Source organism: Bacteroides sp. 2201st1_D9_2201SCRN_220225 (assembly GCF_040928965.1).
Taxonomy (GTDB): domain Bacteria; phylum Bacteroidota; class Bacteroidia; order Bacteroidales; family Bacteroidaceae; genus Bacteroides; species Bacteroides stercoris.
Window position 1 is genome coordinate 1 of sequence record NZ_JBCODG010000070.1, and the last position, 25,860, is coordinate 25,860.

A 25,860-nucleotide genomic window follows, 5' to 3' on the forward strand; every position below is an offset into this window, starting at 1 on the left:
GTCGATGAACAGTTGTTCTTGTTTCATGCGTATATTTGCACACTTTAGTTAAAACTGCGCAAATATAGGGCTTATAGTGATGCAATGCAAGTGGTTTAAAGTTTTTTTCATGAGGGTATGTCAAATTTAAAATTCGCTTACTATTTGTTTTTTTAGGCATGGGATTACATAGGTTTCACGGAAAAAGAATAAAGAAAATCTGTGTTTTCCGTATAATTCCGTGCCTAAAAAAACAAATAGTGTATTTTCTCCCTCTTATTTCCTATTCTTTGGTCTTTTCAGAAATAAGCAGCAATTTGTCTCCCACATGAAGTTTCAGAGTGCCGTTGGGTATCAGGTATTCGTTGTCGCGCTTCACTATCATAACGAGAGTTCCCTGGGGCAGGTTCATGTCTTTGAGGGTATCGCCTTTCGCGTCGAGCATCTCCCGGGTGACGGTTACATCGCACAGGTCGGAGTCGATATCTTCGGGCAGTTCCACTCCGAAGTCGTTACCTGTCTTTTCCATCGGGGTGGAAAGCCCCATGATGCGTGCTACTTTAGAGACGGTAGTACCTTGGATGACGAGTGAGAGGATGGTGATGAAGAACACGATGTTGAAGATTACATCTGCTCCCGGCACACCTGCCACTACCGGATAGGTAGCGAAGATAATGGGAACCGCGCCTCGCAACCCTACCCAGGACACAAACATTTTGGACTTCATATTGATACGTTTCCCGAACGGGAGCAGGCAGAGGAATATGCTGAGCGGACGTCCTATGACAATCATGAATACGCCGATGAGCAATGCCACGACTGCCACTTCCAGCATTTCGTGCGGGTTCACCAACAGACCGAGACAGAGGAACATGATAATCTGGAAAAGCCATGTCAGTCCATCCATAAACGTGTAAATCTCTTTGCGGTGCATGATTTTGTTGTTACCCACCATCATGCCGGCAATGTAGACGGCGAGGTATCCGTTGCCCTTCATCAGATCGGTAATGGAGAAGGTAAAGAATACGAACGACAACAGCAGAATGGGGTAGAGCGACTGGTTGTCTATATTCAGCCTGTTGAGCATAAGGATGGCCAGCTTGCCCAGCAGATAGCCGGCGGCAGCACCTACCACAAATTGTATTACGAAAGAGAAAGCTATCTGCGAAGCACCCATACCCGAGGACTGGATGAGCTGGATAAGTACGACAGTCAGCATATAGGCCATCGGGTCGTTGCTTCCGCTTTCCAACTCCAGCATGGGACGCAGGTTGTGCTTCAGGTTCATCTTCTGCGAGCGCAGGATGGCGAATACCGATGCCGAGTCCGTAGACGACATAGTGGAAGCCAGCAGCAGGGAGGTGATGAGCGGCAAGTGGATATTAGTCCAGCTCATGCCCGACAACCACCATATAAACAGTCCGGTAAACAGTGCCGTCAGCAGCACACCGAAAGTAGACAGTACAATACCGGGGGAGAGGATAGGCTTGATTTCGGTGAACTTGGTATCCATTCCGCCCGAAAACAGGATAATGCTCAAAGCCACCATACCGATGAACTGCGCTTCTTTGGCGTTGTGGAATTGCAATCCGAGTCCGTCGCTGCCGAAAAGCATGCCCACCACAAGAAAAAGTAACAAGGCGGGGACTCCGAAACGGTAACCGGTTTTGCCTACGATGATGCTGACAAAAAGTAAAATAGAACCTACAAGTAAAATGTTTTCAGCTGTAAATAGCATAAATAGTGTGTTATGAGTTTTATTGGAAAATGCTTTTTGTACCTTTGTGTACAAAGATATTCATTCTTGACAACAAAACCAAAACTTAATTGGTTCAATTAAATTTCAATACAAAAGTTGTCTCCTTTCCGGCTATCAGAGAGAGGCTTCCGCCGGATAAGCGCATGATTTGCCGGGAGATGCTCAGTCCGATGCCGCTTCCGTTTTCTTTGGTGGTGAAGAAAGGAATGAAAATATGCCCGGCAATGTCCGGGGGGATGGCAGGGCCGTTGTTGGATATTTCTATCAGTACGGCTTCGGCTTCGTTGCAGTAGGCGCGTATGTTGATGTGTTTTTCCGTAGTCGCTGCATTTGTTTCCGCTGTTGTTTCCGCATTTGTCCCCGTTGCTGCCGGAGCACCCGTTTCAAAAGCCTGTATGGCATTTTTCAGTAAGTTTATGATGACTTGCGAAATGAGGTTTTCGTCGGCATAGAGTATCAAATCGTCGGGAACGATGGAAACATTGAACGTAACCGGGGTGTCGGGATATTGATGGCGCGCCAGTTCCGCCATACGGTTGATGAAGCCTTTGAGGTAGAACAGGGACGGTTCGGGAGTGGGGATGCGCGTAAACCTGCGGTAGGATTCTACGAAAGCGAGCAACCCTTTGCCTGTGGTACTGATTGTTTGCAGACCGTGCCGCATCTCTTCTTTCGATATCCGGGCTTCGGTCAGTTTCAGCAGGGTATCGCTCAGGGAAGTGATGGGGGTTACGGCGTTCATGATTTCATGGGTCAGCACGCGTGTAAGTCGTATCCAGGAGTCTATCTCCTTTTCGTCCAGTTCGTTGTTGATGTCGTTCAGGGCGAGGATGCGCAGGTGCTCTTGGCGTACGGTGATGTCGCTGACGCGGACAGATAGGTTTACGGTTCCGCGTTCGTTGCCGAATGCCGCCTGGAACTTGTCGCCGGGACGGCAGGCGGTGAGCGTATCCGTCAGATGGGCGTCCACGCGCGACAGTTGGCGGACGTGCGTAAATACTTCCAGTCCGAGCAGGCGCAGGGCTTCGTTGTTCTTTTGATAGACGGCTCCGTTGTCGTTCAGCACGATGATACCGGTGTTTACACAGTCGAGGATAAGCTCGTAGTACTTCTCCCGTTGGGCGGTTTCACTCTTTACATTATGCAGGATACGGGCTACGCGGTTCAGCGAACGGTTTACGAGGCGGTTGTCTTCGGTTCCATCCGTTTCGGAGAAGTGGATGGTGGTATCGTTGTTTTCGATGGCATCGAGCATGAAAAGAACTTTACGGGTGTGGCGGCGGTACAACCGCTGCTGCCAGTATACTGCCAAAGGAAGAAGCACGGTGAACAGGACAGCCCAGAGCAGAGGGTCGCCCCAACCATGCGCACCCGGCTGTTTCAGAAAGAACAGCGTCCACATTATGCCAGCAGCCGCGGCTGTGAGCAGGCTGACGACAGTCCGGAAAACGTAATATTGGCTGATATCCTTAGGTTTTTCAAAGCCCATACTTCTTCATTTTATTGTAAAGCGTCTGCCGGGTAATTCCCAGTTGCGAGGCCACCGCCGAGAGATTGCCACCGCACTTGTCCAGCGTGTGGCGTATCATTTGCTTTTCCATGTCTTCAAGAGTGGATGCGGCAGGCATTTCCGGGGCTTCGTTCCTGCGTTGCAACTGGAACAATCCGGCAGAGAGGAATGCACCGTCGCAGATGATAACGGCTTTCTCGATGGCATGTTCCAGTTCGCGGATGTTGCCGGACCAGGGGTGCAGCATCAGCTTCTCCCGCGCCGCATTGTCCAGACGCAAGGCCGGCTTCCCGTATTGCTTGCAGAAACGTGTGATGAAACGCTCTGCCAGTGGGATGATATCTTCCTGCCGTTCACGCAGCGCAGGAATTTCAAGATGGATGGTGTTGATGCGGTAGAGCAGGTCTTCACGGAATTCTCCTTTATCCGCCATTTCGGACAGGTTGCGGTTGGTGGCGCAGATAAGGCGGATATCTACGGGAACAGGCATATTGCTGCCCACCCGCACGATGCTGCGGCGCTGGATGGCGGTCAGCAGTTTGGCTTGCAGGTGATAGGGGAGGTTGCCTATTTCATCGAGGAAGAGCGTGCTGTGGTCGGCAACCTCGAACTTTCCGGGACGGTCGGCATGGGCATCGGTGAACGCCCCCTTCACATGGCCGAAAAGCTCGCTTTCAAAAAGGCTTTCGGTAATGGCACCCATGTCCACGCTTACCATTTCCTTGCGGTGGCGTGCGGAGAGGGCATGTATCTCGCGGGCAAGCATCTCTTTGCCCGTGCCGTTCTCGCCGGTGATGAGGATGTTGGCATCGGTGGCCGCTACCTTTTCTACCAGCATGCGAAGCTGCTGCATGACGGGGCTTTCTCCCCAGTACATGGAAGAAGCGGTGCTTGCAGGCGTGGTTGCTGTTTTCTTCCCGGATGCAGGGGCGTTTTGTGCGGCATTCAGCAGGGTTTCCACTAACTTTCCGTTATCCCAGGGCTTGACGATAAAGTCCGTTGCTCCTTCCTTTATCCCCCGTACGGCAAGGTCTATGTCGGCATAGGCGGTGAACAGCACTACGGGGAGCGCCGGATATTGTTTCTTTATTTCGTGCAGCCAGTAAAGCCCCTCGTTTCCGGTATTGATGCCGGATGTGAAATTCATATCGAGAAGCACTGCCTGCCACGTATCTTCGCGTAAGGTGGCGGGAAGGGTAACCGGTGAAGAAAGGACGGTTATTTTATCAAAATAAGGCTTCAACAGCAGTTGCAATGCGGTGAGTACGCCGCGATTGTCATCAACGATAAGAATGTTTCCGGATTTCTTCATGGCAGAACGATGTCTTGTTATATTTGTGAGGGCAAATATATTCTATTTTCCCGAGAAAGAAGGAAAAGGGGCGGAATAATTCGGGGACTTTTTCATTGGGCTTTGCTGCCCGGCAAGACACATGGATGTTTTTTTATAAGGAGCGGAAGTAACAAAAGCAGTAGCAGAAGAGGGGCTGCGCTACGTTCCGCCTCAGGGTACATGCCGTACCACGACAAGGTAGGTGTCATACCACGGTGTGGTATACGTTGTACCACCGCAGGGTACATGCCGTACCATAGCGAGGTACTTCTTGTACCACCGTGGGATACATCTCGTACCACTGCAAGATACAGCCGGCAACCTTGCGGTAACTGTAATTTCACTTGAAAGACATGTCTTACAGCAACTGTAGCTTCACTCCGAAGGACAAGCTCAGGTAATCCTTCGGCTTCAGGTACTTGTTGGTGAATGCACTTACGATGTACAGGTCGCAGGTACTGATTTCGTAGAACAGCGTAATGGCTTTTGCCGTAAATCTGCGGCGCGGGTCGATATCATACGTAATGCGTTGTCCGAGGAAAGCGTGGATGCGTACTTTGGACGAGAAACCGTAGTAGCCTTTCGGATAACGATCCGGTTCGTTCACCCAGAATTCATCGCCGAACACGGTATTGAAGTACATACCGCAGGTAAGGGGTTCTGCCGAGAACCGGCTTTCTTTGATTTGCAGGCTCCAGGGGATGTAGTTCTGCTTCAAGGTAAATGTCAATTTGGTGCAGTCGGACTGATATTTGGGCAGGACACCCAGAAAAATATCCGTTTCCCATTGGTTGCGCTTGCCGTAATCCCAGCCTGTGCCCAGCGAGAGGAGTCCCATATTGCCGGCAAACTGTATCTTGGTGTGTGTCGGAATCAAAGCTTCCCACCGTTTGCGGTAGCGGTGCACGCGCCGGTCGTAACGGCTGTGGCGTGTACGGCCGGTAACGACGGTGTCGGGTTTGCGTTGCAGGTAAACTGTATCGTGCTTTACAATAATCACCGTATCCCGTTCCTGTGCGGAAAGCGGGCTGCACCACAGCAACAGCAGGCAGATGGCGGCGAGTGCCGGCAGATTAGAAATAGACCACTTCGCGCTCATATCCTTCGGGTGTTATGGTGAATACATAGTAGTTGCGGTTCTTCATGCAGTCGCTCATGTAGTACATGATGCCGTCCTCAAAGAGGTTTTCCTCGAAGACGTGGTGCTCGTGGGCGGCAGTGCAGAACTGTATGCCGGGAAATTCGGTTACGTAGCGGTGAAAGACGCGTGCCACGTTATTATTGAACTGGTCGGCATAGGGACGTACGTGCATGGACACAACGGTTTTGTCGAATTCGTCCTTGCGGTCGGTAAGCTCTTTTTCGAGGAACGTGAAGTCGGGAATGGGGCGGGAGTAGTCAAACTCCATAGCGTTGGTGTTGAGGCATACGAACTTCACCCGTCCGGCAATGAATGAGAAGTTAGGGTCGCCGAATACGGCGCGGTATGTTTCTTCTCCCGTGCCGAGGCAGTCGTGGTTGCCTATCAGGGCTACGTAGGGCACACGGAGCTTGTTCATGATGTCGCGCTGCCACAGAAACTCGTCCGTCACGCCGAAGTCGCTCATGTCACCGCCGTGGATAACGAAGTCGATGTCATCGCGCTTGTTTATCTCTCCCACGAAGTCCAGCGTTTCGTCGTACCAGCGTTGCGAGTCGCCCATGGTCACGAACTTAATCGTTGTCTTGTCCTTGCATTTCTGCTCTATCTCCGCAATATTATGGGCGTTTACATCGGTTTCACCGTTGATGCGTACATCATACGGATGATAGTCTATCATGTCGCAACTGCCCATAAGCAGGCAGAGGAATGACAGAAGTAAAGGTTTATATGGCTTCATCATAATAACTCTATACAGTCTATATCTATGAAAGTTGAATTATCTGTCAGTATATATCTATGGAAACTGAGGGCAAAGGTAAAGTTTTCATTCGATAGAAAAGTTGTCCTATTTTCCGTTTTTCTGTTCTGTAAGTGATGATTTGGCTAATCAGGCCAGGGGTTGCAAAGAATAAATGTCTGTTTATCTGATTTGTAGGCAGGCATTAAGCAGATAGTATTTGATTATTCGGCAGGTGGTGTCTAATTATTGGACGGGTGGTGTCTAATTTTTAGACACTTGCATAAGGATTATTTATGCAGGATTACCTGATAATCAAAATCATAACTCCTTTGGCACGCTTTCTGCATTATTATAGGCAGGAAAACATGGCGGCAAGCCATGTATTTCCGATACTGTAGGTTTACGAATTATAAATTAGTATACGATGAAACAAATCTATTATGTCATTCAAACCCTGCTTCGGGGACGCGGCTCGAATATCATCAAGATAATCTCTTTGGGATTAAGCCTGACGATGAGTATCCTGCTGTTCTCCCGCGTGGCGTACGAGCAGAGTTTCGACACCTGCTACAAAGACTACGACAATCTCTACCAAATCTGGTCGGTATTTACCGTTAAGGGCGAGAAGTACCCGCCGCAAGAGCAGAATTGCGGCCCTGTGGCGGGCGCCATACTGGAGAACTTTCCCGAACAGGTGGAAGCTGCTACCAGCACCTGCCATTGGATGAATGCCCCGTTATACAATGAAAACGCTCGTTTTGACGAAAGAAAGATAGTGGCGGATTCACTCTTTTTCAAGACAATGGGTATCGAAGTGCTGAGCGGTAATCCAGTGAAAGACCTTCAGCAGCCCAATGTGATTTTCCTAAGCGACCGCTTTGCCGGGAGAATATTCGGCGGAGAGAATCCGGTGGGAAAGACCGTCAACTACAATCACGAGAAAGACTTTACGGTGAAAGGTACTTATGAGGCATTGCCCGAAAATGCAACCGTCCATCCTGAAGCCGTTATCTCTATGCCCACCTTGTGGAACGACGGAGTCGGCAACTACTCATGGCGCGGGGGAGACAGTTATCCCGAATACATCCGTTTCCGTCCCGGTGCGGACAAGTCGGTGGTGAATGCGCGTATAGACGCTATGATAGAGAAATATCGCCCGGAAGAGGACAAAAAGAAGTATGGCTATACGGCGTTTGTAAAGCCTATCCGTGACACCTACCGCAATTACGAAAGCGTAGAGCGGATGCGTAATATCATGACCGTCCTCGGCCTTGCCATTCTTTTCATTGCGGCGCTGAACTACGTGCTGATTTCCATTTCCTCACTTACATACCGTGCCAAAGCGGTAGGCGTGCATAAATGCAACGGGGCAAGCGGCGGCAAGATATTCGGCATGTTCCTTTTGGAAACGGGCATTATCATTGCGGCGGCGTTGCTCCTGATGGCTTTGGTGCTGCTGAATTTCCGGGAGTTCTTTGAAGATACCGCTGCGGCGAAACTTTCTTTGCTGCTTGCTCCGGAACGCATCTGGGTTCCGCTGACGGTGGTCGGCATACTGTTTATGGTGGGCGGAGTATTGCCGGGACGTTTGTTTGCCCGTATTCCCGTATCCCAAGTGTTCCGCCGCTATACCGAAGGGAAGAAAGGCTGGAAGCGTCCGCTGCTTTTCATCCAGTTTGCAGGGGTGGCATTCATTTGCGGACTTATGTGCGTGGTGATGGTGCAGTATCAATATGTGCTGAACAAGGATATGGGGTATAATCCGCAGCGGATGGCATTTGCCAATGCCTATTGGAACGAGGATAAAGAGAGTGATGCCGCTCTCCGGTTCTTTAAAGGGCTTCCTTATGTAGAGGCGGTGACCAGTGCCAACAATACACCTGTCAGCGGATATAGCGGCTCTATGATTCGTGACGCATCGGGCAATGTGCTTTTTTCCACACGTGCCTGTTACTATATGCGGGAGGACTATCCGGCAATGATGGGCATGGCGTTCAAGGCGGGGCGTATGGCACGTACGAAAGATGAGATAATTGTAAATGAAACATTTGCGGACATGATGCATTGGGGAAACGATGCCGTGGGGCGTACCGTCGATGTAGACAATGCTGCACAGATGAAAGTGGCGGGGGTGCTGAAAGATTTCCAGATAGGGGATTTCACGGAAGCCAAGATGCCTTTTGTCGCCCGCTATAATCAACATTTTACGGGGACGGTACATGTCCGTTTGAAAGAACCTTTTGTACAGAACCTGCGGCAACTGAACAAGGATGCAGCCGATGCCTTCGGCAATCAGACCATCGACTTCGTCAGCTATGAAAAGCAGATTACCGATTCCTACAACAGTGTCCGCGTGTTCCGCAATGCCACACTGATGGCGGCCGTAACGATGTTCTTCGTCATGCTGATGGGGCTGATAGGATATACTGCCGATGAAGTACGCCGTCGCGGCAAGGAGATTGCCATCCGCAAGGTCAACGGTGCGGAAGCATCCTCTATCCTGGAATTGCTTTCCAAAGACGTGCTTGTCGTAGCATTGCCGGCAGTTGTTCTCGGAACTCTTGCATCGTGGTATATTAACGGTATCTGGATGGAGCAGTTTGCCGAGCAGGTTCCTCTCGGTTGGGTTGTATATCTGCTGGTGGTAATCGCCAATCTGGCGGTAATCGTAGGTTGCGTCCTTTGGAAGTCCTGGCGGATAGCCAACGAGAACCCTGTGAACAGTATCAAGAGTGAATAAAAAAGCGTATAACATAGAAAAACAAAACAATATGATTAAGATAAACGACATCAGTAAAGTATTCCGTACCTCGGAAGTGGAGACGGTAGCGTTGAACCATGTAAACCTCGAAGTGAAAGAAGGGGAATTTGTAGCCATCATGGGCCCGTCCGGTTGCGGCAAGTCTACCTTATTGAATATACTCGGCCTGCTGGACAATCCTACGGAAGGCAGTTATAAGTTGCTCGGGCAGGAAGTGGCGGACCTGAAAGAGAAAGAACGTACCCGCGTGCGCAAAGGCAAGTTGGGATTCGTGTTCCAAAGTTTCAACCTGATAGATGAGTTGAACGTTTACGAAAATGTAGAACTGCCTCTTACCTATTTGGGCGTGAAAGCGGGTGAACGCAAGCGCATGGTAGATGATATCCTGAAACGGATGAACATCAGCCACCGTGCCAAGCACTTTCCGCAACAGCTTTCCGGCGGTCAGCAGCAGCGTGTAGCCATTGCCCGCGCCGTGGTGACGAACCCGAAACTGATTCTTGCCGATGAGCCTACCGGTAACCTGGACTCCAAGAACGGTGCGGAAGTGATGAACCTGCTGACGGAACTGAACCGGGAAGGCACTACCATTGTCATGGTGACGCACTCCCGGCACGATGCCTCGTTTGCACACCGTACGGTACACTTGTTCGACGGCAGTGTGGTGGCGAGCGTAGCCTCGAACGATTTATAAGGATTAAGACTGGAGAGGAGACAACCTCTTCAGTTTCTTTACATATATCCACAGGGCAACGACCGCCGTAACGAATGCAAAGAAGTCCGATACGGGCATACACGTCCAGATACCGTCCAGCCCCATGTAGCGGGGCAGGATAATCAGTCCCGGCAGCAGGTACAACAACTGCCGGGTAAGGGACAGGAATATGCTGATTTTCGCCTTGCCGATGCTTTGGAAGAAGTTGCCGATAACGATTTGCGCACCTACCAGCGGGAACATGGCTATGCCGATACGCACTCCTCTGGAAGCCATGTCAATCAGTTGCCCGTCACTGGTAAAGACAGCCGATACGGCATGCGGAAACAGTTCGCAGATGATAAAGCCCGTACTGGTGATGCACACGCCCGTAAGGATGCTCAGGCGTAGCGTAGCCTTTACGCGGTCGTACTTCTGTGCTCCGAAGTTGTAGCCCACGATGGGCTGCATGCCCATGGTCAGTCCCAGTACAATCATTACGTACAGCACCAGCAACCGGTTCATGATGCCGTAAGCGCCGATAGCCATGTCGCCGCCGTAACGTTGCAGGCTGTTGTTGACGATGATGACGATGACGCATGCCGTTACATTCATCAGGAACGGAGACATCCCTATGGAGAAAATGCTGCTGATAATGCGCTTTTTCATCTTCCAGAAACCCGGTTGCAAGCGTACGATGCTTGTCTTTTGCAGGAAGTGGCTTACTACCCATATCATGCCGATAAATTGCGAAATGACCGTTGCCGTTGCTGCGCCGCGGATACCCCAGTCGAAGTGGAAGATGAAGATAGGGGCGAGAATAATGTTGCACACCACCGTAACCATCGAAGTCAGCATCGCTTTCTTGGGATACCCCGTGGCACGCATGATGTTGTTCAATCCTATCATTGTATATGTCACCGGCGTACCCAACAGGATTATCTGCATAAAGTTCCGTGCATACGGCAGCGTTTCGTTGCTGGCACCGAAAAAGCGCAGGATTTCGTCCAGGAAGATAAAGGAGATGCCGCCGAACAGGAATGCGTTGACAAGGCACAGCATCAGGGTGTGGTTCAGCACTTCTGTGGCTCCGTCCGTATCTTTCTGCCCCAGGCGTATGGATGATATGGTGGAGCCGCCTGCCGAGACTACCGTACAGAAAGCGACCACCAGGTTCATCAGCGGAAAGGTGATGGCAAGCCCGGCAATACCCATGGCGCCTACGCCATGACCGATGAATATACTGTCGATGATATTATATAACGAAGTAATTGTCATACCGATAATGGCAGGGATGGAATACTGCACAAGCAGTTTGCCTATTCGTTCGGTTCCCAAAATATGCGGATCGTTCATTGGATATACGTCAATTAAGTGTTTGCAAAGATAGTGAAAGCTTCCTATCTTATCAAAAGATAATGAATATTTGCTCAGTTCGATGATTATTCAGACCTTTGCGCCCGAATATTATATTTGTTTTTTTAATATGGATACAACAAAAACAACGGCCGTCCTGTTCGATTTCGACGGAGTGGTAATGGATACCGAAACGCAGTATTCCGTCTTTTGGCATAAAGCGGGGGTGGACTATCTGGGCATGGACGATTTGGAGAGCCGCATAAAGGGGCAGACCATGACCTACATCTACGACACTTTCTTTGCCGGAAAGACAAAGGAACAGCAGGAAATCACCACCGCCCTCAACGCTTTTGAGCGGGACATGGCGTATGATTACATCCCCGGTGTGCTCGATTTCATTGCCGACCTGCGCCGTAACCACGTGAAAATGGCGGTTGTCACCAGTTCCAACGACCGGAAAATGGCTGCCGTCTACCGTGCCCGCCCCGAGGTAAGGACAATGTTCGACCGGATTCTTACCGCAGAGATGTTTTCCCGTTCAAAGCCGGCTCCCGACTGCTTCCTGCTCGGTATGGAAGTATTCGGCACGACTCCCGGCAGCACCTATGTATTCGAGGACTCCTTTAACGGACTGAAAGCGGGCATGGCATCCGAAGCCACCGTGATAGGACTGGCAACGACCAACTCCCGTGAGGCTATAGCTCCGTTATGTCATTGTGTATTGGATGATTTTACGGGATTCACTTACGATAAAATGCTTCAAGTGCACAAGTAATGGGAAAAAACGCTAACTTTGCGCGCTATTTTAATTGATAACTCATTAACACATTCATTAAGATTATGGCTGGATATATTTCAGACGACACTCGTAAAGTAACTACGCATCGCCTTGTTGAGATGAAACAGAGAGGCGAAAAAATATCGATGCTGACCTCGTACGACTATACCATGGCGCAGATTGTTGACGGCGCAGGTATGGACGTCATCCTGGTGGGCGACTCCGCTTCCAACGTAATGGCGGGTAACGTGACTACACTGCCCATAACCCTCGACCAGATGATTTATCATGCCAAGTCCGTCGTGCGCGGCGTAAAGCGCGCAATGGTAGTGGTGGATATGCCTTTCGGCTCTTATCAGGGAAACGAAATGGAAGGTCTTGCATCTGCCATCCGCATCATGAAGGAGAGCCATGCCGATGCCCTGAAGCTGGAAGGCGGGGAAGAAATCATCGGTACGGTAAAACGCATTCTCAGCGCAGGTATTCCTATTATGGGACACCTCGGACTGATGCCTCAGTCTATCAACAAGTACGGAACATACACGGTACGCGCCAAGGACGATGCCGAAGCGGAGAAGCTGGTACGCGACGCCCACCTGCTGGAAGAAGCCGGATGCTTTGCCCTTGTACTGGAGAAGATTCCCGCTGCGTTGGCAGAGCGTGTGGCAGGCGAGCTGACTATTCCCGTCATCGGCATCGGCGCCGGTAGCGGCGTGGACGGCCAGGTGCTGGTAGTACAGGATATGCTGGGCATGAACAACGGTTTCCGCCCCCGTTTCCTGCGCCGTTATGCCGACCTGCATACTGTAATGACCGATGCTATCAGCCATTACATTTCCGATGTGAAGAACTTAGACTTCCCGAATGAGAAAGAACAGTACTGACAGGCTTATGACGCTGAACTTCTGGCGGATGTGCACAGCTAATCTGCTACTGTTCGCATCCGTCTACATGCTTTTTCCCGTACTTTCGTTCGTAATGCCGGAGCAGTTGGGAATGTCCGTTTCCCGGACAGGCGACATGTTTCTGGCATTCATTGCGGCGATGTTTGCGGCAGGCCCGTTTCATGCCTATCTGTGCGATGAGTATAAGCGGAAGAACGTATTGCTTTCTTCTGCTTTCGTCATGCTGGCTGCAATGGCAGGGTATGCCTTTGCCGACAGCTATCTCAAGCTGATGCTGCTTGCTTCGGTACAGGGCGTATGCTTCGGACTGGCAACGACGGCGGGCATTACGGTGGCTATCGACATTACCACATCTACAAGGCGCAGTGCCGGCAATATGATTTATGCGTGGTCTGCCCGGCTGGGTATGCTGGCAGGGGCGTGCGCAGGCTTCCTGCTGTACGACCTTTACGGTTTCCGCACGGTTGTTTATGTAGCCGTTGCCGTGGGAGTTCTCGGCATGTATTTCGCATCGACGGTATATGTGGCTTTCCGTGCGCCTATCGGGATGAGGCTGTGCAGCCTGGACCGCTTCCTGCTGCCGCGTGCATGGGTTCCTGCGCTGAATATGCTGCTGATAGCTTTCGTGCCGGGCGTATTGCTGCCATTGCTCTATATAGGCGACTACATTGCATTCCTGGCATTGGCGGCGTTGACGTTTCTGACGCTGCCGTTTACAAGGATGTTCGTAAAGCTATCTCATCACTGCCAGCGGGGAACGGGTAACACGACTTGCCACCTGGTTATGGAAACCGGACTTCTGGCGGGTCTGGCAACGGCTTGCCGCCTGGCAGATGCGTTCCTGCTTTACCACGCCGCCGGTGTAGCCGCCATACTTGCCTTGTTCTTCTTCGTCCTGCTGACGTATCCCTACTATAAAAGGAAAAGGGTAAGATAACGTCTGCCTTTAAAGATACGGTATAAAGATTATCAATCCTATAATTGCCGCCGCAACAGCGCACACCAGCACTGCTCCGGCGGCAATGTCTTTTACCTGCCCCGCAACGGGGTGCCGTTCGGGAGATACCCGGTCCACCAGCCTTTCGATAGCTGTGTTGAACAGCTCGGCGGCAATCACCACACCGAAACAGAGGATAACGACCGTCCATTCCGTGCGTGTAATGCCTAAAACAAATCCCGCAAGGGTTACTGCCGCCATGGCAATCAGATGAAAACTCAGGTTCTGCTCCTTGCCTGCGCAGCTCCGGATGCCCTGCCAGGCATAACCGAAACTGCGGAGCTGTTTTTTGAAATCGTATCGCATAGTTGGTAAATTGAGAATTGAGAATTAAAACATTGAGAAATAAGGGCGGGGGAGACGCAGTGTTGGACTTGGGAAACGTAGAGTTCTACTTTAGGATTGTAAAGTAGAACTTTAGCGTCGCCAAGTAGCACTTTAGAAACGTAGTGTAGCACTTTACGGTCCGCAATGTTGAACTTGGGATTTACCCCGTCAGTTGCGCGATACCTGCTTTACTCCCTTTACCGTCCTCAGCTTCTTGATGAGCGCTTCCAGTCTTCCGGTGTCGCCTACCATGATGGTAAGCGTTCCCGAGAATAATCCGTCGTGCGAGTCTATGCCGATGCTCCGCAGCGTAATGCCGGTCTCTTTGGAGATGATGGAAGTGATATTGGTAACGATGCCTATGTCGTCGTGTCCCACCACACGCAGCGTAATGGGGTATTGCGTGCCTTGCGACTTGCCAGCCCAGCGTGCCTTTACGATGCGGTACCCGAAGCGTTCGCGCAAGTCGCTTGCATTCGGACAGTCGCAGCGGTGTATCTTGATGCCGCCGCTTACGGTTACGAAACCGAATACCTCATCTCCGTAGATAGGATTGCAGCAGCGTGCCAGCTTGAAGTCCAGCCCTTTCAGGTTCTGGTCGATGACGAGCACGTCCTCTTTGGCGGTGGTCTCTTCGGGCAGGGCGGCAGCCTGCAGGTTATAGCCTTCGGCGCTGCGGTACACGATGTCGTCGTGCGTGTCGTTCTCCCGTTTCTGGAGTTCGAGGTACTTGTCGATGATGCCGTTCACGTCGAGCGTTTCATCGGCAATGCTCTGGTAGAAGTCCGTCACCACCTTGAAGCCGAGCCGCTTGATGAGACGCATCATCGTACCCTCGTCATACTCTATTTTCCGGTTCTTGAACTTACGTTCCAATGTCTCCTTGGCAAAGGCGTGCTGGCGGGCAGCCATTTCCTTGAGCGCCTGCCGTATCTTGGTGCGCGCCTTGGAAGTGGTGACAATGTTCAGCCAGTCCTGCTTGGGCGTCTGTGTATTGGACGTCATGATTTCCACCTGGTCGCCGCTGTTCAGTATCTGCTTCAACTGTGCGTTCTTGCCGTTTACCTTGGCTCCTATACATTTGCAGCCCAGCTTGCTGTGGATGTGGAAGGCGAAGTCGAGCACGGTGGAACCCTTGCCCAGTTTGAACAAGTCTCCCTTGGGGGTAAAGACGAACACTTCGTCTTCGTATAAGTCCAGCTTGAACTGGTCCATGGTCTCCAGTCCGCTGCTGTCGGAGTTCTCCAGCGCTTCACGTACGGAAGTCAGCCATTCGTCCAGTCCGCTTTCGCCTTTCACGCCCTTGTACCGCCAGTGGGCGGCAAGCCCCCGTTCGGCTATCTCGTCCATGCGTTCGGTGCGTATCTGCACTTCCACCCATTTGCCTTCAGGCCCCATGACGGTGATGTGCAGCGATTCGTAGCCGTTGCTCTTGGGCACGGACAGCCAGTCGCGCAGACGCTTCGGGTTGGGCTGGTACATATCCGTTACAATGGAATATGCCTGCCAGCACTCCAGCTTCTCTTTTTCCACTTGGGAGTCCAGGATTACACGGATGGCAAACAGGTCGTACACACCCTCGAAAGGACACTTCTGCTTCTTCATCTTCTGGTAGATGGAGTGGATGGACTTGGTGCGCCCCTTGATGTGGAAATGCAGTCCCGCCTCTTCCAGCTTCTTCTGTACCGGAGCGATAAAAGCGGCTATATACTTGTCGCGCGATGCTTTGGTTTCATTCAGTTTCTCCTTGATGTGGTAGTAGACTTCCTTCTCCGTGTACTTCAGCGAAAGGTCTTCCAGTTCCGACTTCAGTTTGTACAGCCCCAGCTTATGGGCGAGGGGAGCGTACAGATAGGCGGCTTCATTGGCCACCTGCCTGCGTGCTTCGTCGTTCTCGCACTCCTTTATCTGGCGCATGATGTTCACGCGGTCGGCAATCATGATGAGGATAACGCGCATGTCCTCTGCAAAGGACAGCAGCAGGTTGCGGAAGTTCTCCGACTCGATGGTGGGGCTTTTGGCGTAAAGTTTGTTTACCCGTATCAGTCCGCGTATGATGCCCGCCACATCCTCGCCGTAGTTCCGTTCCACTTCTTCGGCGGTACAGGTGCCGCAGCGCACGGAGTCGTGGAGCATCAGTCCCAGGATGGATGCCCGCCTCATGCCTATCTCTTCCGCCACGATAACGGCGGTCTGCATATCCTTTATAATCGGGTTCAGCCCGAAGATATCCCGCTGTATGCGGTTGTTCTGTATAGAGTTTACAAGATGTGTTTTCAGCTTTCTGCAATCGCCCTTGCGGAGCGTCTCTCCGGAAAGCTGCAATAATTTTCGGTAGAGCACGAAGAGCAAACGCTTCTCTTCGGCTGTGAAAAATTCACCTGTTTCCATAATTGTCCGTATTTTCTGCTGTAAAGGTAGTTTTTTTCTTCCTTTTCATGACGGTGCTTGTGCTTTTTTTGTATTTTTGGGCATCAATTAATTAATTTAGATATTATGATAACACTCCAAGACAAAGAACTACTTGCCAAGAAAGGCATATCGGAAGAACAGATAGCCGAACAGCTGGCCTGCTTCGAAAAGGGATTTCCATATTTAAAGTTGTCTGCCGCTGCTTCCGTGGAGCAGGGTATACTGGCTCCGGATGCCGATGAGCAGAAAAAATATCTGAATGCGTGGGAAGCATATACTCAGACAGACAAAACGGTGGTGAAATTTGTTCCGGCATCGGGCGCGGCAAGCCGTATGTTTAAGAATTTATTTGAATTCCTCGGAGCGGAATACGATGCTCCGCAGTCGGACTTTGAGAAAACATTCTTCGGGAAAATCGGGAAGTTCGCTTTCTATGACGACCTGAACGCCGCTTGCCTGAAAACAACCAGCAAGGATATTCCCGCTCTGATTGCCGCCGGCAATTACAAGGCGGTGGTTGCCGCCCTGCTCGAATCGGCAGGATTGAATTACGGCGCGCTTCCGAAAGGATTGCTGAAGTTTCATAAATACGAGGACGGCAGCCGTACCCCGCTCGAAGAACATCTGGTGGAAGGTGCGCTTTATGCTGCCAACAAGAGCGGTAAGGTAAACGTGCACTTCACCGTATCTCCCGAACACCGTGCGCTGTTCAAGGCGTTGGTAGACGAGAAAGCCGCGGCTTATGCCAGAAAGTACGGCGTGGATTACAACATCAGCTTCTCCGAGCAGAAACCGAGCACCGATACCGTTGCCGCCGATATGGAGAACAAGCCTTTCCGCGATAACGGCAAGCTTCTGTTCCGTCCGGGCGGTCACGGCGCATTGATAGAGAACCTGAACGACCTCGATGCCGATGTCATCTTCATTAAGAACATCGACAACGTAGTGCCCGATAAACTGAAAGGCGATACCGTATTATATAAGAAGCTGATTGCCGGTGTGCTCATCACCTTGCAGCAGCAGGCTTTTGCCTATCTGCAACTGCTGGACAGCGGCAAGTACACGCACGAGCAGGTTCTCGACATCCTGCAGTTTGTACAGAAGAAGCTGTTCTGCAAGAACCCCGAAACGAAGAATCTGGAAGATGCCGAACTGGTGATTTACCTGAAAGAGAAGCTGAACCGTCCGATGCGTGTCTGCGGCATGGTGAAGAACGTAGGCGAGCCGGGTGGCGGTCCGTTCCTTGCTTACAACAGCGACGGTACGATTTCCCTGCAAATCCTCGAAAGTTCTCAGATTGACATGAATGACCCTGAGAAGAAGGATATGTTTGAAAAAGGTACGCACTTCAATCCGGTAGACCTGGTATGTGCAGTGCGCGACTATAAGGGCCATAAGTTCGATTTGGTGAAGTATGTGGACAAGGCTACGGGCTTCATCTCCTATAAGTCGAAGAACGGCAAAGACCTGAAAGCTCTGGAACTTCCCGGATTGTGGAACGGTGCCATGAGCGACTGGAATACGGTCTTTGTAGAAGTACCTCTGACTACATTCAATCCGGTGAAGACGGTGAATGACCTGTTGAGAGAACAGCACCAGTGATGATAGCTGCAAGTTGACGGTTTACGGTTTACTATTTCCGCAGTGCGGTGGCGGTAGGCCGTAAATCGTCAGTTTTATGCCTGAACATCCAATAATAAACAACAAATTGCCAATCATAAAAAACAATAATAATAGGTAGTAAAAAAATTAGTAACCGATGAAAAAGATTTTACTGTTAGGTTCCGGTGAACTGGGTAAAGAGTTTGTAATTTCAGCTCAGCGTAAGGGGCAATATATCATAGCCTGCGACTCTTACGCCGGAGCACCCGCCATGCAGGTGGCGGACGAGTGCGAAGTGTTCAGCATGCTGGACGGCGAAGCATTGGAACGTGTGGTGCGTAAACACCGGCCGGACATTATCGTACCCGAAATAGAGGCTATCCGTACGGAACGCCTGTACGATTTCGAGAAAGAGGGTATTCAGGTTGTGCCCAGCGCGCGTGCGGTCAACTTTACAATGAACCGTAAGGCTATCCGCGACCTTGCTGCCAAGGAACTGGGACTGAAAACAGCCAGGTACTTCTATGCCAAATCCCTGGATGAGCTGAAGGCTGCTGCCGAAAAAATCGGTTTCCCTTGTGTGGTAAAGCCGCTGATGTCCTCTTCCGGCAAGGGGCAGTCGCTCGTAAAGAGTGCCGACGAACTGGAGCATGCCTGGGAGTACGGCTGCAACGGAAGCCGTGGCGACATCAAGGAGCTTATCATTGAGGAGTTTATCAAGTTCGATAGTGAAATCACCTTGCTGACGGTTACCCAAAAGAATGGCCCTACCTTGTTCTGCCCGCCTATCGGACATGTGCAGAAAGGCGGCGACTATCGCGAGAGCTTCCAGCCCGCCCATATCGACCCTGCCCATTTAAAGGAAGCGCAGGATATGGCGGAGAAAGTGACCCGTGCCCTGACCGGTGCCGGTTTGTGGGGAGTGGAATTTTTCCTGAGCCACGAGAACGGCGTTTACTTCTCCGAACTCTCTCCGCGTCCGCACGATACGGGCATGGTGACACTGGCAGGAACACAGAACCTGAACGAATTCGAATTGCATTGCCGCGCCGTACTCGGTTTGCCCATTCCGGGTATCAAGCAGGAGCGGATAGGGGCGAGTGCCGTTATCCTTTCGCCCATTGCCAGTCAGGAGCGTCCCAACTACCGCGGCATGGAAGAGGTGACCAAAGAAGAAGATACTTACTTGCGTATCTTCGGCAAGCCTACCACCCGCGTCAATCGCCGTATGGGTGTTGTATTGTGCTATGCCCCGTTGGACAGCGACCTCGATGCGCTGCGCGATAAAGCCAAACGGATAGCCGCGAAAGTAGAAGTGTACTGAGTTTAAGTATAAAATATAAAGTATGAGGTATAACCGTGCTCCATCCGCATGGTTATACCTCATACTTTTATGCTTAATTAAAGAGTCCCGGGTAAATTTCTCCGCCCAGTTCACTCACATTCAGTTGCCGTTGCAGCTTTCCGTCCGGTGCATAGAACAGTTGGAATTCTTCACCGGAATTGTAGCCTTCCACTTCGATAATGATTACCGCAGGACGTTTGGGAAACGTGACTATCCTTACATCCCTCAATCTCATGGAAGCCATAATGCTTTCCATAAATGCTTCCGCAACGGGAGCGGGAACTTTCTCCAGCGACTCCACATCATTCTCCATCATTACCCATTGGGCATTTTCATCGAACCACACATCTGTTTCCCTGCCGTCAATAACGAATTCTGCTACGTAACATCCTGCCATCTGTTCCCACTGGGCATTTGCAACATACGGGTACATCTTTTCGAAAGCAGCCTGTATGCTTGTGGGAACTCCTTTGGCAACGGTGGAAACGGAAATAAACAGTAGCATGCCTGCTACCAAACAAAATCTGAATCTTTTCATCCTGAAATTAAGTATGAAGTATAAAATATAGGGTATAACAATGTCCCGTCCGCATGGTTCATTCCTCATACTTTATATTTCATACTTTTAAACGGTCAGTTTCCCTTTATATACGAATGCTTTTTCACCGAAGTCTACATCCGGCAATACGGCATCCGCCGCAAACAGTCCGTACACCGATGATCCCGAACCGCTCATCGAAGCATAGACAGCGCCTTGCCGGTACATTTCTTCCTTGATTGCCCCGATAGCGGGAAACTGCGGGAACACGCTCTCTTCGAAGTCATTCACCATATACTCTTTCCATGCTTCAATGGGCAGCTGCACCGTCTCCTTCAGTGACCGTTCCGGACGGTGCGGCTTTATTTGTGAGAAAGCATCCCGTGTGGAAACGAATATATCCGGTTTTACCAGCCAGAGCTGATACCCTTTCAGCGACAAGGATATAGGCGAGAACACATTTCCGATGCCTTCCGCATAGGTAGGAGCATTCCGGATGAAGAAAGCGCAATCCGCTCCCAGGCGGGCGGCATACTCTTCCAGAGTCCCGGTACTCAGTCCAAGGCCGAACTTCTCATTCAGCATTTTCAGCATAAATGCAGCATCTGCCGAGCCGCCACCCAATCCGGCCCCCGATGGGATATGCTTGAACAGATGAATATCCACCGACGGCAGGTCGAACAACCCGTCCAGCAGCTTATACGCCTTCACCACGAGGTTGTTTTCCGCTTCTCCCGTTATTTCCATACCTGCCTGATGCAGGCAATATTTTCCGTCACCCTCGCGCAGCGGGTTTATTTCCAGCGCATCTTCCACGGGAATAGGGTAGAAGATGGTCTCCAGGTTATGGTAGCCGTCCGGTCGTTTTTCTGTAATATTCAGTCCCAGGTTTATTTTAGCATTCGGAAAAGTAAGCATCGTTAAATTGAGAATTAAGAATTGAAATTAAAAAAATAAAAACGGGCCTGTCAAAGCAGGCTTCGGAGACAAAGTTAATGAATTCTGTTCATAGTAGATTGAAAACTTAACAACGATTTGTTGATTGCTATCAATAAAATCATTTATCTTTGCTTTCCCTTTTGAAAGGCGGACTATTTATTTCTTAATTTTTAAATTTCAATTCTTAATTCATAAAGTGGCAGAACAAAGACGAACAACCCGCACCCCGAAGTCGAAATCACCCCAGCCGGTCAACGATTACGGGCGTATCCAGCCGCAGGCGCCGGAACTGGAAGAAGCCGTTTTGGGTGCATTGATGATCGAGAAAGACGCTTATTCGCTGGTGAGCGAAATTCTCCGTCCCGAATCTTTTTACGAACACCGGCATCAGCTGATATACTCCGCTATCACAGACCTTGCCGTCAATCAGAAACCGGTGGACATTCTCACCGTGAAGGAGCAGCTTGCCAAGCGCGGAGATTTGGAAGAGGTGGGCGGCCCGTTCTACATCACCCAGCTCAGCAGCAAGGTGGCATCCTCTGCGCATATCGAGTATCACGCCCGTATCATTGCCCAAAAGGCGTTGGCGCGTGAGCTGATAACTTTCACCAGTAACATACAGTCCAAAGCATTCGACGAGACGCTCGATGTGGACGACCTGATGCAGGAAGCCGAAGGCAAGCTCTTCGAGATTTCGCAGCAGAACATGAAGAAGGACTATACGCAAATCAATCCGGTCATTGCCGAAGCGTACGACCTTATTCAGAAAGCCGCCGCCCGTACCGACGGTTTGAGCGGTCTTGAGAGCGGATTTACGAAACTGGACAAGATGACTTCCGGCTGGCAGAACTCCGACCTCATTATCATAGCCGCCCGTCCTGCCATGGGTAAGACGGCGTTCGTGCTCTCCATGGCGAAGAACATTGCCGTGAACTTCCGCAATCCCGTTGCCTTGTTCTCCCTTGAAATGAGCAACGTACAGTTGGTGAACCGTCTTATCTCCAACGTGTGCGAGATACCGAGCGAGAAAATCAAAAGCGGACAGCTTGCCGATTACGAATGGCAGCAGTTGGACTATAAGCTGCGCGACCTGCTGGATGCGCCTCTGTACGTGGATGATACTCCTTCGCTTTCCGTATTCGAACTTCGTACCAAGGCCCGCCGTCTGGTTCGCGAGCATGGGGTGAAGGTAATTATTATCGACTACCTGCAATTGATGAATGCCAGCGGCATGTCGTTCGGCAGCCGTCAGGAAGAGGTGAGTACGATTTCGCGTTCTTTGAAGGGGTTGGCCAAGGAGTTGAACATTCCCATTATTGCCTTGTCTCAGTTGAACCGTGGTGTAGAGAACCGTGAGGGGGAAGAGGGCAAGCGTCCGCAGTTGAGCGACCTTCGCGAGTCCGGAGCCATCGAGCAGGATGCCGATATGGTGTGCTTCATCCACCGTCCCGAATATTACAAGATTTATACTTCCGCCGACGGCACAGACCTGCGCGGCATGGCGGAAATTATCATAGCCAAGCACCGTAACGGTGCCGTGGGCGATGTGCGCCTGCGCTTTATCGGCCAGTACACCCGCTTCCAGAATCCGGAAGACGATATGGTTATTCCGCCGCCTACCGAGGGTATGGGAGGAGCCACGTTCGGTTCGCGTATGAATGCGCCCATTGGCAGTCCCTCTACACCACCGCCTCCGTCTGCCTCCGACTATATGCCTCAAACGGACAATCCGTTTGGCGGGGTGGGATTGGACGGGCCTGTACCGTTTTAATGGCATTGGGCAGCTTACATGAAAAAATGTCTGTTATATATATGTATTAGTTTTACTGTTACGATTATATCGGCTTTGGATATGTAGGTCTATATAAAATAGTCTTCCCCGCACTTCACAGTGCAGGGAAGACACAGCAAACAAACAAAACATTTCCGATTTGAATAGGGGATATTCTTATCGGATGGTTTTGTCTATGGTTTAATCTTGGACACAACGTATTGTAAATGCGTGATTCCTTGCATTTACGGATGCTGGTGGAGTATAGCCAACAGCGAAACCTAAATAATACGATGATGTATTTCCGCTATATACACTACTGCTCCAATAATAACCTCCTGCACCGGTACGATACTGTTTTTTGTCAGCAGCATGCCAGTAACCGGAGGCAGGAAAACGAGTTACACCGTCAGTGAAAGTATAAGTTTTGTAACCGTTTATAGTACTGGTTCCATAAATGTTGGTAGAAAGGTCTCCCCAATTTCCATTTGTTGTATATTTGTCAATATCTCCAAACTCTTTGTAAGTAGGCATACGCCAACTGCCTGTAACAGCACCAGTCTTGCTTAAATATCGGCAAATATCACCTTTATAGGCTTGATAAAATTCATCAGTATTGAGAGCATTATCATTCAAGTAGGTATTGTTTGGGTCAATACTGTTACTTAAAACTTCATTGTAAAAGCAATAAATAGAGTTAAAGTCGTATGATTTGCAATCCCAAGTACTATTTTGGGGAGAGGTAGGATTATATATCGGAATATAATATGCACTTGGAGCAGAGTTTCCCGAAGATGGTATACCTATTAGTGACCCCCAACGGAAGTGTACACCTTGTTTTAAATCGGAATCATTGGATATAGCAGTATCAAATGTAAGTTTGCTGCCGTCCCAATAAATATTGCTTCCTGCCCAGATAATGCTACTTTTTTTGTATGTAACCCGTGTGTCGGTAGTTGTGGGTTTGAGTGTAATATTATAAGTATAGTTACAGTTACGTTTGATATTGAAATTTGTTGTAGTGGTAGCTCCAAGATATATTTCCCAGGACAGAAATTTATATCCGGTGGCTTTGCCGTAAATTACAACATAGGTTGCAGAATCCGGTGCGTTTGCTTTTATTTTTTCTTTTTGCTGGGTTATTGTGGTATTTATTCCTGCCCGATTTTCGAACATGTAGAATATTGTATTTATGTTTGTAGGGGAGTTCGGGGAAATACTTCCACTGTCTGTCCAATCCGTCGGTTGGGAAGGGATAGCCGCATCTTTTGCCCGGGTTGTTTGTGTATCGGTTGGTTCGGATTCAGTGTCTAACGGGTGTAATACATAGTACGTTTTATTTGGAATGCCATAAATGCGGTAACTGTCAATGTTGATTCCGTAACCTTGATCTATATTTACATTTAGTGTGATTTTTGCAGCTATTCGTTTTACTGTTATATCCGGAAGCGAATTGTTTCCAGTAGCTATATTTATGTGGCTTTGGCTTCCTGTCATAGGCAATACATTGTTTTTTGTCAGACTGTTCCAATCATAGAGAGAGTAAGTCTTGTTTTTCAGATTGTTTTCCCAATGAATGTCATAGCTGTTGAAGAGTTCCGGAGTTCCTGTATTTGCAATAGCATAAATGGTACAATCAGTAGCGCTGTGGGTATTTATTGTAACTGTATTGTTCGTGGTATATTTTTGTCCAATCAAATTTCCATTGCTGTCATATATAAGTATATGTAAGTCCTTGATGAGATTCTCTTCCACTCGTGTCGTTGCGTCTGTTTGTTGTTCACTTTTTACATGCAGGTATATTATGGCAGATGCTTCTTTTGCATCTTTGATACAGGCATCTTGTTGGCAAGAAGTGCATATTACTGCTTGTATCAACAAAACAGTTGTTAGTGATAATGCTGTAAGTACTTTTAAACGAAAAGAGGTGGAGATGCTCATATTGCTATATAATTTACTCAGATGACTTAATCATTTACAATTCTGTATCTTGATGAATATTCTCCCAAGGCAGTACATCCATTGTTATCAAAGGAGGAGTATAATGAAAGTCTATATTGATATCTGTTTGTTTACCGGCAGGTGCATGTAATTTCTTGAAGCTGTTGTCTTGTGTTATAGTGTATATTATTTCATGTTCCCGGTATATGTCTATTTCTATGTATTCCTCTTGTGCGGTAGGAAATATTCGGAAAGGAAGTGTATATACATCTCCTTGTTTGTCTGTGTATGATACGGGTTTATATCCTGCACTTTTACCGGTAATCTTTCCTGTAAAATTCACTTCTGTTCCTGTGCCTCTGACGATGAGCGTATACGGTTTCCCATTATATGGGCAATGTTTTGTCAGATAATTGGTACGTATATTCAGGCTTGCTGACATACGTTCCATAACCAGTGTTAGATATTCTACCTGTCTGCTTCTTGTAGTTGCATTGTTCACTTCCTTTTTGCAATAGAAAATATCAGTAATGGGCAAATGACTTCCTTCTGTATCTTCTCTGAGTCGGAAACGTGCTTCTTCGATAGTAGTGCCTATGGGAATATCGGGAGCAATTAAGGTATCTTTCTTTATATTTCCCCATACCACGAGGGTAAGCCTTTCGTTTTTATCATCTCTGAAAATCAGATCAGATGAAATATCTGTGGGTATTTTCCTTATAAATCCTTTCTCGTTGAATAGATAGACTTCCACTTTTTGCAAGGCGTCTGTTGCAGTGAGGTCGTTTCCCTCGGAGTCTACAGCTTGCATATCGAGCACATATTGTATGCAGTCTCCGGTGTCTTCCCGCACGCATGATGTGTACAGAAAGGTGAGACTAACATACAATATCGTGAATAGGAATATGCGGGCAGGCTTCATGGCGGTTGTTCTGAACTTTTGAATATTTGGTAATTATTCGAATGTCACGTCCTGCGTGATGTTCAGTGCCCAGTCGGCTACACTCACTGTCAGTTCGAGTGAAGT

The 25,860-nt window shown here is 49.5% G+C and carries 20 protein-coding genes; 8 read left to right on the plus strand and 12 right to left on the minus strand.

Going from position 1 to position 25,860, the window contains the following annotated elements:
• Positions 1–262: 262 nt before the first annotated feature.
• From AB5903_RS18000 to AB5903_RS18020, 5 genes are all read right to left on the minus strand, one after another.
• Entirely contained in the window at positions 263–1,717 is a 1,455-nt protein-coding gene (locus AB5903_RS18000) for a potassium/proton antiporter (RefSeq protein WP_272709813.1), read from the minus strand.
• Between the two features lie 94 nt (positions 1,718–1,811).
• Positions 1,812–3,227: a PAS domain-containing sensor histidine kinase gene (locus AB5903_RS18005; protein ID WP_195658524.1), complete on the minus strand. Its 1,416-nt coding sequence runs from the start codon at positions 3,225–3,227 to the stop codon at positions 1,812–1,814.
• Complete coding sequence (locus AB5903_RS18010) at positions 3,217–4,560, minus strand: sigma-54 dependent transcriptional regulator (protein WP_005656674.1); 1,344 nt, start codon at positions 4,558–4,560, stop codon at positions 3,217–3,219. The genes AB5903_RS18005 and AB5903_RS18010 overlap by 11 nt, the downstream gene beginning before the upstream one ends.
• Positions 4,561–4,939: 379 nt before the next feature.
• Positions 4,940–5,680 carry a hypothetical protein gene (locus AB5903_RS18015; RefSeq protein WP_005656670.1) on the minus strand — a complete coding sequence of 247 codons (741 nt, stop codon included), beginning with the start codon at positions 5,678–5,680 and terminating at the stop codon, positions 4,940–4,942.
• A complete protein-coding gene (locus AB5903_RS18020) occupies positions 5,655–6,464 on the minus strand; it encodes a metallophosphoesterase (protein WP_005656668.1) in 810 nt (269 codons plus the stop codon). The genes AB5903_RS18015 and AB5903_RS18020 overlap by 26 nt, the downstream gene beginning before the upstream one ends.
• 424 nt (positions 6,465–6,888) lie before the next feature.
• Between AB5903_RS18020 and AB5903_RS18025 the strand changes: the two genes are divergently transcribed.
• On the plus strand, positions 6,889–9,204 hold the full coding sequence (locus AB5903_RS18025) for an ABC transporter permease (protein WP_195658522.1): 2,316 nt from the start codon (positions 6,889–6,891) through the stop codon (positions 9,202–9,204).
• Between the two features lie 31 nt (positions 9,205–9,235).
• Entirely contained in the window at positions 9,236–9,919 is a 684-nt protein-coding gene (locus AB5903_RS18030) for an ABC transporter ATP-binding protein (protein WP_016662847.1), read from the plus strand.
• Between the two features lie 3 nt (positions 9,920–9,922).
• Here the strand turns inward: AB5903_RS18030 and AB5903_RS18035 are convergent, their stop codons facing one another.
• Entirely contained in the window at positions 9,923–11,275 is a 1,353-nt protein-coding gene (locus tag AB5903_RS18035) for an MATE family efflux transporter (protein WP_117742470.1), read from the minus strand.
• Between the two features lie 130 nt (positions 11,276–11,405).
• Between AB5903_RS18035 and AB5903_RS18040 the strand changes: the two genes are divergently transcribed.
• From AB5903_RS18040 to AB5903_RS18050, 3 genes are all read left to right on the plus strand, one after another.
• Positions 11,406–12,053: an HAD family phosphatase gene (locus AB5903_RS18040; RefSeq protein ID WP_195658521.1), complete on the plus strand. Its 648-nt coding sequence runs from the start codon at positions 11,406–11,408 to the stop codon at positions 12,051–12,053.
• Between the two features lie 65 nt (positions 12,054–12,118).
• Positions 12,119–12,940, plus strand: a complete 822-nt coding sequence (gene panB, locus AB5903_RS18045) for a 3-methyl-2-oxobutanoate hydroxymethyltransferase (protein ID WP_005656658.1) — start codon at positions 12,119–12,121, stop codon at positions 12,938–12,940.
• Positions 12,921–13,898 (plus strand): MFS transporter, encoded by a 978-nt coding sequence (locus tag AB5903_RS18050; protein WP_195658520.1) that lies wholly within the window; start codon positions 12,921–12,923, stop codon positions 13,896–13,898. The genes panB and AB5903_RS18050 overlap by 20 nt, the downstream gene beginning before the upstream one ends.
• A gap of 9 nt (positions 13,899–13,907) precedes the next feature.
• Here the strand turns inward: AB5903_RS18050 and AB5903_RS18055 are convergent, their stop codons facing one another.
• Complete coding sequence (locus AB5903_RS18055) at positions 13,908–14,264, minus strand: diacylglycerol kinase family protein (RefSeq protein WP_195658519.1); 357 nt, start codon at positions 14,262–14,264, stop codon at positions 13,908–13,910.
• A 189-nt stretch (positions 14,265–14,453) separates the two neighbouring features.
• Positions 14,454–16,676: a bifunctional (p)ppGpp synthetase/guanosine-3',5'-bis(diphosphate) 3'-pyrophosphohydrolase gene (locus AB5903_RS18060; RefSeq protein ID WP_272709812.1), complete on the minus strand. Its 2,223-nt coding sequence runs from the start codon at positions 16,674–16,676 to the stop codon at positions 14,454–14,456.
• A gap of 105 nt (positions 16,677–16,781) precedes the next feature.
• Here AB5903_RS18060 and AB5903_RS18065 point away from each other — a divergent pair, with 105 nt between their 5' ends.
• Complete coding sequence (locus AB5903_RS18065; RefSeq protein ID WP_005656650.1) at positions 16,782–18,299, plus strand: DUF4301 family protein; 1,518 nt, start codon at positions 16,782–16,784, stop codon at positions 18,297–18,299.
• A 157-nt stretch (positions 18,300–18,456) separates the two neighbouring features.
• Entirely contained in the window at positions 18,457–19,623 is a 1,167-nt protein-coding gene (gene purT / locus AB5903_RS18070; RefSeq protein ID WP_005656647.1) for a formate-dependent phosphoribosylglycinamide formyltransferase, read from the plus strand.
• A gap of 73 nt (positions 19,624–19,696) precedes the next feature.
• Here the strand turns inward: purT and AB5903_RS18075 are convergent, their stop codons facing one another.
• Both AB5903_RS18075 and ispE read right to left on the minus strand, forming a co-directional pair.
• Positions 19,697–20,182: a PepSY-like domain-containing protein gene (locus tag AB5903_RS18075; protein WP_237975386.1), complete on the minus strand. Its 486-nt coding sequence runs from the start codon at positions 20,180–20,182 to the stop codon at positions 19,697–19,699.
• A gap of 87 nt (positions 20,183–20,269) precedes the next feature.
• Positions 20,270–21,100, minus strand: a complete 831-nt coding sequence (ispE, locus tag AB5903_RS18080; protein ID WP_272709811.1) for a 4-(cytidine 5'-diphospho)-2-C-methyl-D-erythritol kinase — start codon at positions 21,098–21,100, stop codon at positions 20,270–20,272.
• A 217-nt stretch (positions 21,101–21,317) separates the two neighbouring features.
• On the opposite strand from ispE, the gene dnaB reads away from it, so the two are divergent.
• A complete protein-coding gene (dnaB, locus tag AB5903_RS18085; RefSeq protein ID WP_016662855.1) occupies positions 21,318–22,892 on the plus strand; it encodes a replicative DNA helicase in 1,575 nt (524 codons plus the stop codon).
• A gap of 201 nt (positions 22,893–23,093) precedes the next feature.
• On the opposite strand, the gene AB5903_RS18090 is transcribed toward dnaB, so the two are convergent.
• Together AB5903_RS18090 and AB5903_RS18095 are read right to left on the minus strand one after the other, a co-directional pair.
• Positions 23,094–24,833 (minus strand): DUF4906 domain-containing protein, encoded by a 1,740-nt coding sequence (locus tag AB5903_RS18090; RefSeq protein ID WP_005656639.1) that lies wholly within the window; start codon positions 24,831–24,833, stop codon positions 23,094–23,096.
• Between the two features lie 34 nt (positions 24,834–24,867).
• Positions 24,868–25,755, minus strand: a complete 888-nt coding sequence (locus AB5903_RS18095; protein WP_117666533.1) for a FimB/Mfa2 family fimbrial subunit — start codon at positions 25,753–25,755, stop codon at positions 24,868–24,870.
• Positions 25,756–25,860: the final 105 nt, after the last annotated feature.

Coding starts and splice junctions, on each gene's coding strand:
- AB5903_RS18010 (WP_005656674.1), bottom strand. CDS start 4,560: ATGAAGAAATCCGGAAACATTCTTATCGTTGATGACAATCGCGGCGTA.
- AB5903_RS18015 (WP_005656670.1), bottom strand. CDS start 5,680: ATGAGCGCGAAGTGGTCTATTTCTAATCTGCCGGCACTCGCCGCCATC.
- AB5903_RS18035 (WP_117742470.1), bottom strand. CDS start 11,275: ATGAACGATCCGCATATTTTGGGAACCGAACGAATAGGCAAACTGCTT.
- AB5903_RS18020 (WP_005656668.1), bottom strand. CDS start 6,464: ATGATGAAGCCATATAAACCTTTACTTCTGTCATTCCTCTGCCTGCTT.
- AB5903_RS18065 (WP_005656650.1), top strand. CDS start 16,782: ATGATAACACTCCAAGACAAAGAACTACTTGCCAAGAAAGGCATATCG.
- ispE (WP_272709811.1), bottom strand. CDS start 21,100: ATGCTTACTTTTCCGAATGCTAAAATAAACCTGGGACTGAATATTACA.
- AB5903_RS18060 (WP_272709812.1), bottom strand. CDS start 16,676: ATGGAAACAGGTGAATTTTTCACAGCCGAAGAGAAGCGTTTGCTCTTC.
- panB (WP_005656658.1), top strand. CDS start 12,119: ATGGCTGGATATATTTCAGACGACACTCGTAAAGTAACTACGCATCGC.
- AB5903_RS18030 (WP_016662847.1), top strand. CDS start 9,236: ATGATTAAGATAAACGACATCAGTAAAGTATTCCGTACCTCGGAAGTG.
- AB5903_RS18000 (WP_272709813.1), bottom strand. CDS start 1,717: ATGCTATTTACAGCTGAAAACATTTTACTTGTAGGTTCTATTTTACTT.
- AB5903_RS18025 (WP_195658522.1), top strand. CDS start 6,889: ATGAAACAAATCTATTATGTCATTCAAACCCTGCTTCGGGGACGCGGC.
- purT (WP_005656647.1), top strand. CDS start 18,457: ATGAAAAAGATTTTACTGTTAGGTTCCGGTGAACTGGGTAAAGAGTTT.
- AB5903_RS18055 (WP_195658519.1), bottom strand. CDS start 14,264: ATGCGATACGATTTCAAAAAACAGCTCCGCAGTTTCGGTTATGCCTGG.
- AB5903_RS18040 (WP_195658521.1), top strand. CDS start 11,406: ATGGATACAACAAAAACAACGGCCGTCCTGTTCGATTTCGACGGAGTG.
- AB5903_RS18095 (WP_117666533.1), bottom strand. CDS start 25,755: ATGAAGCCTGCCCGCATATTCCTATTCACGATATTGTATGTTAGTCTC.
- AB5903_RS18050 (WP_195658520.1), top strand. CDS start 12,921: ATGAGAAAGAACAGTACTGACAGGCTTATGACGCTGAACTTCTGGCGG.
- AB5903_RS18005 (WP_195658524.1), bottom strand. CDS start 3,227: ATGGGCTTTGAAAAACCTAAGGATATCAGCCAATATTACGTTTTCCGG.
- AB5903_RS18075 (WP_237975386.1), bottom strand. CDS start 20,182: ATGAAAAGATTCAGATTTTGTTTGGTAGCAGGCATGCTACTGTTTATT.
- AB5903_RS18090 (WP_005656639.1), bottom strand. CDS start 24,833: ATGAGCATCTCCACCTCTTTTCGTTTAAAAGTACTTACAGCATTATCA.